General features: G+C 58.3%; 6 protein-coding genes and 2 pseudogenes. 3 read left to right on the plus strand and 5 right to left on the minus strand.

All coding sequences use genetic code 11. From position 1 onward, the window contains the following. Nucleotides 1-927, plus strand: a 927-nt coding sequence (tsaD, locus tag AC1DH9_RS24190) for a tRNA (adenosine(37)-N6)-threonylcarbamoyltransferase complex transferase subunit TsaD (RefSeq protein WP_477808911.1), incomplete at its 5' end; no start/stop codon positions are given. Nucleotides 928-963: 36 nt separating this feature from the next. Here tsaD and plsY read toward each other — a convergent pair. After that, nucleotides 964-1,533 (minus strand): glycerol-3-phosphate 1-O-acyltransferase PlsY, encoded by a 570-nt coding sequence (gene plsY, locus AC1DH9_RS24195; protein WP_145014434.1) that lies wholly within the window; start codon nucleotides 1,531-1,533, stop codon nucleotides 964-966. A gap of 74 nt (nucleotides 1,534-1,607) precedes the next feature. On the opposite strand from plsY, the gene folB reads away from it, so the two are divergent. Together folB and folK are read left to right on the plus strand one after the other, a co-directional pair. Beyond that, nucleotides 1,608-1,961, plus strand: coding sequence for a dihydroneopterin aldolase (folB, locus tag AC1DH9_RS24200; protein ID WP_123581198.1), 354 nt, complete (start codon nucleotides 1,608-1,610; stop codon nucleotides 1,959-1,961). Further along, entirely contained in the window at nucleotides 1,952-2,470 is a 519-nt protein-coding gene (gene folK, locus AC1DH9_RS24205) for a 2-amino-4-hydroxy-6-hydroxymethyldihydropteridine diphosphokinase (protein ID WP_427544847.1), read from the plus strand. Before folB ends, folK begins: the two co-directional genes overlap by 10 nt. 94 nt (nucleotides 2,471-2,564) lie before the next feature. Here folK and AC1DH9_RS24210 read toward each other — a convergent pair whose 3' ends face one another. From AC1DH9_RS24210 to AC1DH9_RS24225, 4 genes and pseudogenes are all read right to left on the minus strand, one after another. After that, the gene (locus AC1DH9_RS24210) at nucleotides 2,565-3,794 is read right to left on the minus strand and encodes a multifunctional CCA addition/repair protein (protein WP_427544845.1); all 1,230 of its coding nucleotides are present in this window, start codon (nucleotides 3,792-3,794) and stop codon (nucleotides 2,565-2,567) included. 63 nt (nucleotides 3,795-3,857) lie between these two features. Then, nucleotides 3,858-5,385: pseudogene (locus tag AC1DH9_RS24215) on the minus strand (SpoVR family protein). Then, a complete protein-coding gene (locus AC1DH9_RS24220) occupies nucleotides 5,382-6,653 on the minus strand; it encodes a YeaH/YhbH family protein (protein ID WP_054594316.1) in 1,272 nt (423 codons plus the stop codon). The pseudogene AC1DH9_RS24215 and the gene AC1DH9_RS24220 overlap by 4 nt, the downstream one beginning before the upstream one ends. A gap of 207 nt (nucleotides 6,654-6,860) precedes the next feature. Continuing rightward, nucleotides 6,861-7,277: pseudogene (locus AC1DH9_RS24225) on the minus strand (PrkA family serine protein kinase); the annotation flags it as partial.

The following is a 7,277-nucleotide window of genomic DNA, read 5'->3' on the forward strand; positions in this document are numbered from 1 at the left end:
GACCTGCATCGCGCCTATGGTGGCGTGGTGCCGGAGCTGGCTTCGCGTGATCACGTCAAACGTATGCTGCCCTTGATTCGTCAGGTGTTGGCTGAAGCCGACTGTGTGCCGACCGAGATCGATGCCATCGCCTATACCGCGGGGCCTGGCCTGGTCGGAGCCTTGCTGGTGGGGGCTTCCTGCGCTCAGGCGCTGGCGTTTGCCTGGGGCATTCCAGCCTTGGGCGTGCACCACATGGAAGGTCACTTGCTGGCGCCGATGCTGGAGCCGCAACCACCCGAATTTCCGTTCGTCGCTTTGTTGGTGTCCGGTGGTCATACCCAGCTGGTTCGGGTCGATGGCATCGGTCAATACGAGTTGTTGGGCGAGACGCTGGATGATGCTGCCGGTGAGGCGTTCGACAAGACGGCGAAGATGATGGGCCTCAATTACCCTGGTGGTCCGGAAATCGCACGATTGGCCGCGCAAGGCGTCGCCGGACGTTTCGCGTTCCCGCGTCCGATGTGTGATCGGCCAGGTCTGGATTTCAGTTTCAGCGGCTTGAAAACCTTTGCCTTGAACACGTGGCAGCAGTGCGTCAGCGCTGGGGACGACGGCGAGCAAACACGCAGCGACATCTCGCTGGCCTTCCAGCAGGCGGTGGTGGAGACTCTGACCATCAAGTGCAAGCGTGCCCTGAAGCAGGCGGGTCTCAAGCGTCTGGTGATCGCTGGAGGCGTCAGTGCAAACAAGGCTTTGCGTGTGTCCCTGGAGAAAATGCTTGGTGACATGAAGGGCGACGTTTACTACGCACGTCCGGAGTTCTGCACCGATAACGGCGCAATGATCGCTTTTGCCGGATGTCAGCGGTTACAGGCCGGTCAGCAGGAAAGTCTGGCGATCAGCGTGCAGGCGCGTTGGCCGATGGAGCAGTTGTCACCTGTGTAAAGACGGGTGAGTCAGGGGCGTACTCGGCGAAAGTATTTAAAAATGCCGTTCGCGCCCGGCAAACAGGTCGCGTAGATTGCCGCGATGGCGCCAGACGATCAGTGCTGTCAGCGCGCTCATGGGCAGCAATGCTCCCGGCTCCTGCCAGGCCAGCAGTGGCAGGGTCAGGGGCGTGGCGATCAGGGCGGCCAGCGAGCTGGTGCGTGTGAGGTAGAAGGTCAATAGCCATGCGCCGATAGCCAGGAGCGCTGCCGGAGGGTAAAGCCCCAGCAGCATGCCGGCAGCCGTTGCTACACCTTTGCCACCGCGAAAGCGGAAGTACAGCGGATACAGATGGCCGATCACGGCATAGACGCCGACCCAGGCCTGTTGCTGTACCGAGAGGCCCGCAAGCCCTGCAACCAACACGGGTAGCAGGCCTTTGCAGAGGTCACCGAGCAAGGTCAGGACGGCGAGTTTTTTGCCGGCCAGGCGTAACATGTTGGTGGCGCCGGCATTACCCGAGCCACTCATTCGCGGATCGGGGTTACCGGTCAGGCGGCTGAGCAAAATGGCAAAGGACAGAGAGCCAAGCAGGTAGGCGAGGATCGCCAGTAACCAAAACATGCTAACTATTCCGGGCGAGGACGCCCTGATTCTAACGGCGCATTGCGCCCTTGTCGTGCTGCGGAGAAGAGTGCTTGGACAGAGTGTTTATCGAGGGCCTGGAAGTCGACACGGTGATCGGTGCCTACGACTGGGAGCGCGGCATCCGTCAGTGCCTGCGTCTTGATCTGAATTTCGCCTGGGACAATCGCCCGGCAGCGGCGGGTGATGACCTGACCCTGGCGCTCGACTACGCCAGCGTGACAGCACGTATTCAGGCGTTCGCCGAGCAGGCGCAGTACCAGTTGGTTGAAACCTTTGCCGAGCGTCTGGCCGAAGTCTTGATGAGCGAATTCAAGATTACCTGGCTGCGCCTCAAGCTGACCAAGCCGGGGGCTATCCCGGCTGCAACGGGCGTGGGCGTGGAGATCGAGCGCGGATGTCGCTAACTCAGGTATTTCTTGGGCTCGGCAGTAATGTCGAGCGCGAAGCTCATTTGCAGGCGGGGCTGGAAGCGCTTGCCGGTTTTCTGGTGGATATACGCTGTTCGGCGGTGTTCGAAAGTCAGCCGGTGGGGATCAAGAGCGGTCCGTTTTTCAATTTCGTAGTGTCGGCGTTTACCGATCTGCCGTTGACGGAGCTGGACCGTCGGTTGAAGTTTATCGAGGCCGACAACGGTCGTTATGCCCCCGATCGCAAGGGCTTGCCCTTGGATATCGACGTGCTGCTGTATGGCGATCTGGTGGGGAATTTCGACGGATTGATCCTGCCGCGAGCGGAAATCCTGAAAAATGCCTTTGTGCTGTGGCCGTTGTCGCTGATAGCGCCGGACAGGGTGCATCCTGGCGTGGGTAAAAGTTTTGCGACGCTGTGGGCGGAGGCGCAGATTGATCAGGTTCTGGCGCCGGTGGCGTTTGAGTGGCGTGGTGAGCAGTTGACCCCTTCGGATCTGCTGTGACCTGATTGACCTCTTCGCGAGCAAGCTCGCTCCCACAAGAGTCAGCACAAAACCTGTGGGAGCGAGCTTGCTCGCGAAGGCGATCCGATGATGCTCAGGAGGAGGCTGTTTCCTTGTAAGCCTTCAATGCTTTGAGCCGTTCGCGCTTCAAGGCCTCGCCCAGCTCCGGGCCTTTGAATCCCTGCTCCAGCAAAGGCTGAATCGCCACGGTGCGTGCGGCGGTCGCCGCGCCTCGTAAATAATCCGCTTGTGGATAACTTCTCTGTTCAAGGCCCTTCCGGCCCCGGGCGTCCATTTCGCAGGCATTGATGAATTCTTCAAAACGCTGCGGCCGTCGGTAAACATCGAAGCTTTGCAGCAACTCCAGCAATGTCGACGGCTTCAGTTCCAGCGCACGATGGCCGTGGGTGTGGAATTCGCCTACCAGCAACGCCAGTTCCTGGCAGTCGCGCGGGACCTTGAAGCGCTCGTTGACCGCTTTGATCAGCCTCAGGCCCTTGTGCTCGTGAGCGATGTGTCTGGGCCACTGGCTCTCAGGTGTCAGGCCTTTGCCCAGATCATGCAGCAGGCAGGCCCAGCGCACGGTTAGCGGTTGCTTGTGCAGGGCAGCCTGTTCGAGAACGCTCAGGGTGTGCACGCCGCTGTCGATTTCCGGGTGGTGGGCTTCGGGTTGTGGCACACCGAACAGCACGTCAATCTCGGGGATCAAGACTTTCAGGGCGCCGCAATCGCGCAAAACCTGGATGAATACTTGTGGTTGAGCTTCCATCAGGGCGCGGGAAATTTCTTTCCAGCTGCGCTCTGCGGTCAGGGCCTCAAGCTCGCCTGACTCACTGAGCTGGCGCATCAGCTCCAGGGTCTCGGGAGCTACGGTAAAGCCGAGTCCGGCATAACGCGCGGCGAAACGGGCAACGCGCAGAACTCGGAGAGGATCTTCGGCGAACGCGGGGGATACGTGACGAAGCAGCCGTGCTTCAAGATCGCGCTGGCCGTGATACGGATCGGTCAATTGACCGTGATCGTCTTCGGCCATGGCATTGATCGTCAGATCGCGACGAATCAGGTCTTCTTCCAGGGTGACTTCCGGGCTGGCATGGAAGGTGAAGCCGCCGTAGCCGCGTCCACTTTTGCGTTCGGTGCGGGCTAGCGCATATTCCTCGCCGCTTTTGGGGTGAAGGAATACCGGAAAATCGGCGCCTACCGGGCGATAGCCCTTGGCGAGCATTTCTTCGGTGCTGGCGCCCACCACCACCCAGTCGATGTCGGTAACAGGCTTGCCGAGCAGGCGATCACGGACCGCGCCGCCGACTTTATAAATCTGCATAAAAAACCTCCGTTAGCCCGACAGGATAACCCTTGCGTCGAACTTTCGGAGGTCCGGCTGACATCAAAGATGAATGACGGCGAGGTCCATCCGACCGTATTCGCCCTCGCTATGTTCGCCTTTGGGCGGGACGTGATGGGTTTTCATTACCTGGTCGCCTTGCAGGGTTTCCAGGTGAATATCGAAGCCCCAGAGGCGGTGCAGGTGCTTGAGCACTTCCTCGGTGGAGTCCCCGAGTGGTTTACGATCATGTTGCTGATGGCGCAGTGTCAGCGAGCGGTCGCCGCGCCGGTCGATACTGTAGATCTGTATGTTCGGTTCCCGGTTACCCAGGTTGTACTGCGCTGCCAGGGTTTCACGAATGGTCCGATAGCCTTCTTCGATCGTCATCAAGAATGCTGAACAGTTTCAGGTCGCGAATCACTTTGGGTGACAGGTACTGCAGGATGAAGCTTTCGTCCTTGAAGCTGCTCATGGCGAACTTGATGCTCGACAGCCAGTCGGTGCCGGCGATTTCAGGGAACCAACGGTAATCCTCTTCAGTGGGCGCTTCGCACATGCGCCGAATGTCGCGGTACATGGAAAAACCCAGGGTGTAGGGGTTGATGCCGTTGTAGTAAGGGCTGTCGAACCCGGGCTGGAAGATTACGCTGGTGTGAGACGCCAGGAACTCCATCATGAAGCCGTCGGTTACCAGGCCCTCGTCGTACAAGTCGTTCATCAGGGTGTAGTGCCAGAACGTCGCCCAGCCCTCGTTCATGACCTGAGTCTGACGCTGCGGATAAAAGTACTGCGCGATCTTGCGCACGATCCGTACGATTTCCCGTTGCCATGGCTCCAGCAGCGGGGCGTGCTTTTCGATGAAGTAGAGGATGTTCTCCTGCGGTTCTGCCGGAAAGCGTGCGTTGTCCTTCTCGTTGTACTTGTCTRCACCTTTTGGAATGGTGCGCCACAGGTCGTTGATCTGCTTTTGCAGGTGTTCTTCACGATCCTTTTGCCGACGTCGCTCTTCTTCCGCGGAAATCGGATAAGGACGTTTGTAGCGGTCGACACCGTAGTTCATCAGGGCATGGCAGGAGTCCAGCAGGTCTTCCACGGCATCAATGCCGTGGCGTTCCTCGCATTGCATGATGTACTGCTTGGCAAACACCAGGTAATCGATGATCGAACTGGCATCGGTCCAGGTGCGGAACAGGTAATTACCCTTGAAAAAGCTGTTGTGGCCGTAGCAGGCGTGGGCCACCACCAGTGCCTGCATGCAGATAGTATTTTCTTCCATCAGGTAGGCGATGCACGGGTCCGAGTTGATCACGATCTCGTAGGCCAGCCCCATCTGGCCGCGACTGTAGGACTTCTCGGTACTGAGGAAGTGTTTGCCATAGGACCAGTGGTGATAGCCCAGCGGCATGCCGACAGAGGCGTAGGCATCCATCATCTGCYCGGCAGTAATCACTTCGATCTGGTTTGGGTAGGTATCGAGCGCGTAACGGGCCGCAAGACGACTGATTTCCCGGTCGTAGGCCTGGATCAGCTCGAACGTCCATTCRGAGCCTGTGGATATGGGTTGGCGCTTCTGCTCTTTGGCGGTCATGTCACTAACCTGCGCTGGAAGAGTTCACGGAAAACCGGATAAATATCCCCGGCCGAGACCAGTTGTTGCTGGGCAAACGTGTCGGAAAAGGCTTCGCTGATACGCTCGTATTCGTACCACAGGGCCTGGTGTTCGCGGGGGGTAATCTCCACATAAGTGTAGTACTGCACGAATGGCATGATCTGGTTGATCAGGATGTCGCGGCAGATCGGCGAGTCATCGTTCCAGTTATCACCATCGGAAGCCTGCGCCGCGTAAATGTTCCAGTCGTTGCTTGGATAACGCTCAGCCATGATCTCCTGCATCAGTTTCAGGGCGCTGGAAACGATGGTGCCGCCGGTTTCGCGAGAGTAGAAGAACTCTTCCTCATCAACCTCCCGGGCGCTGGTGTGGTGGCGGATGAACACCACATCGATTTTCTCGTAGTTACGCTTGAGGAACAGGTACAGCAGGATGAAGAACCGTTTGGCGATGTCCTTGGTGGCCTGGGTCATGGAGCCGGAAACGTCCATCAGGCAGAACATTACCGCCTTGGAGCTGGGGTTGGGCTGCTTGATCAGCAGGTTGTACTTGAGGTCGAAGGTGTCGAGAAACGGCACACGGTTGATGCGCGCACTCAAACGTTCGATTTCTGCCTCGATTTCCTGGATATCGCCGAAGTTGTCTGGTTCTTCCTGTTTAAGTCGCGCCAGTTCCTCTTTCGCTACCCGCAATTTCTCCCGGCTGCTGCCCGATAGCGCGATGCGCCGTGCATGGGCCGAGCGCAGGGTGCGGATGATGTTGATCCGTGAAGGGTTGCCTTCGTTGCTGATACCAGCGCGCACGGTCTTGAAAGTGTCGGTGCCACTCAGATTGCGCTTGACCAGGTTTGGCAGCTCCAGGTCCTCGAACATGAACTCGAGAAATTCTTCCTGGGTGATCTGGAACACAAACTCGTCCATGCCCTCGCCGGAATTGCCGGCCTTGCCGGGGCCTCTGCCACCGCCACCTCCCGGCGGACGAGCAATATGCTCACCGCTGGTGAACTCCTTGTTACCGGGATGCACGATGGTCTGCTTGCCACCGCGACCATGGTGAAGCACTGGCTCGTCGATATCGCGGCCAGGAATGCTGATTTGTTCACCGTGCTCCATATCGGTAATGGAGCGCCGGCTGACGGCCTCTTCGACGGCCTTCTTGATGTGATCACGGTAACGCCGCAGAAACCGCTGACGGTTTACCGTGCTCTTGTTCTTGCCATTGAGACGTCGGTCGATCACATAGCTCATGACTGCTCCTTAGAAGCTGTCTTGAGAAATCGCGAGCAAGTCTGGCGGTAATGGGCGCGGGGCAGGAGGCGCGATCTTGCGCCTCCCGTACCACCTGCGCGTTGCCTGGACTTCGCTGCCGATTTCCAAACACCTTCCTGAAACCTGTGTAACAGAATTTTATTACGCAGGCCCGGGCTAACGACAACCGGTCTGACCGGCAGCGTGTTACTGCGATTTCCTGACCCGCAGGTACCACTCGGAGAGCAGTCGTACCTGTTTGTCGGTGTAGCCGCGCTCGACCATACGTGTAACGAAGTCGTTGTGTTTCTGTTGGTCCTCTTTGCTGGCCTTGGCATTGAAGCTGATGACCGGCAGCAGATCCTCGGTGTTCGAGAACATTTTCTTCTCGATGACCACCCGCAGCTTCTCGTAGCTGAGCCAGGTCGGATTCTTGCCGTTGTTGTTGGCCCGGGCACGCAGGACGAAGTTGACGATTTCGTTGCGGAAATCCTTCGGATTGCTGATGCCCGCCGGTTTTTCGATTTTCTCCAGCTCTTCGTTGAGGGCTACGCGGTTGAGTATCTCGCCGGTTTCCGGATCGCGGTATTCCTGATCCTGAATCCAGAAGTCCGCGTAGAGCAC

The organism is Pseudomonas sp. 05T35 (assembly GCF_056396605.1).

What these genes read in the sequence shown, in the direction of transcription:
- plsY (WP_145014434.1), bottom strand. Translation starts at nt 1,533, where the DNA reads ATGTTTTGGTTACTGGCGATCCTCGCCTACCTGCTTGGCTCTCTGTCC.
- folK (WP_427544847.1), top strand. Translation starts at nt 1,952, where the DNA reads ATGTCGCTAACTCAGGTATTTCTTGGGCTCGGCAGTAATGTCGAGCGC.
- AC1DH9_RS24210 (WP_427544845.1), bottom strand. Translation starts at nt 3,794, where the DNA reads ATGCAGATTTATAAAGTCGGCGGCGCGGTCCGTGATCGCCTGCTCGGC.
- AC1DH9_RS24220 (WP_054594316.1), bottom strand. Translation starts at nt 6,653, where the DNA reads ATGAGCTATGTGATCGACCGACGTCTCAATGGCAAGAACAAGAGCACG.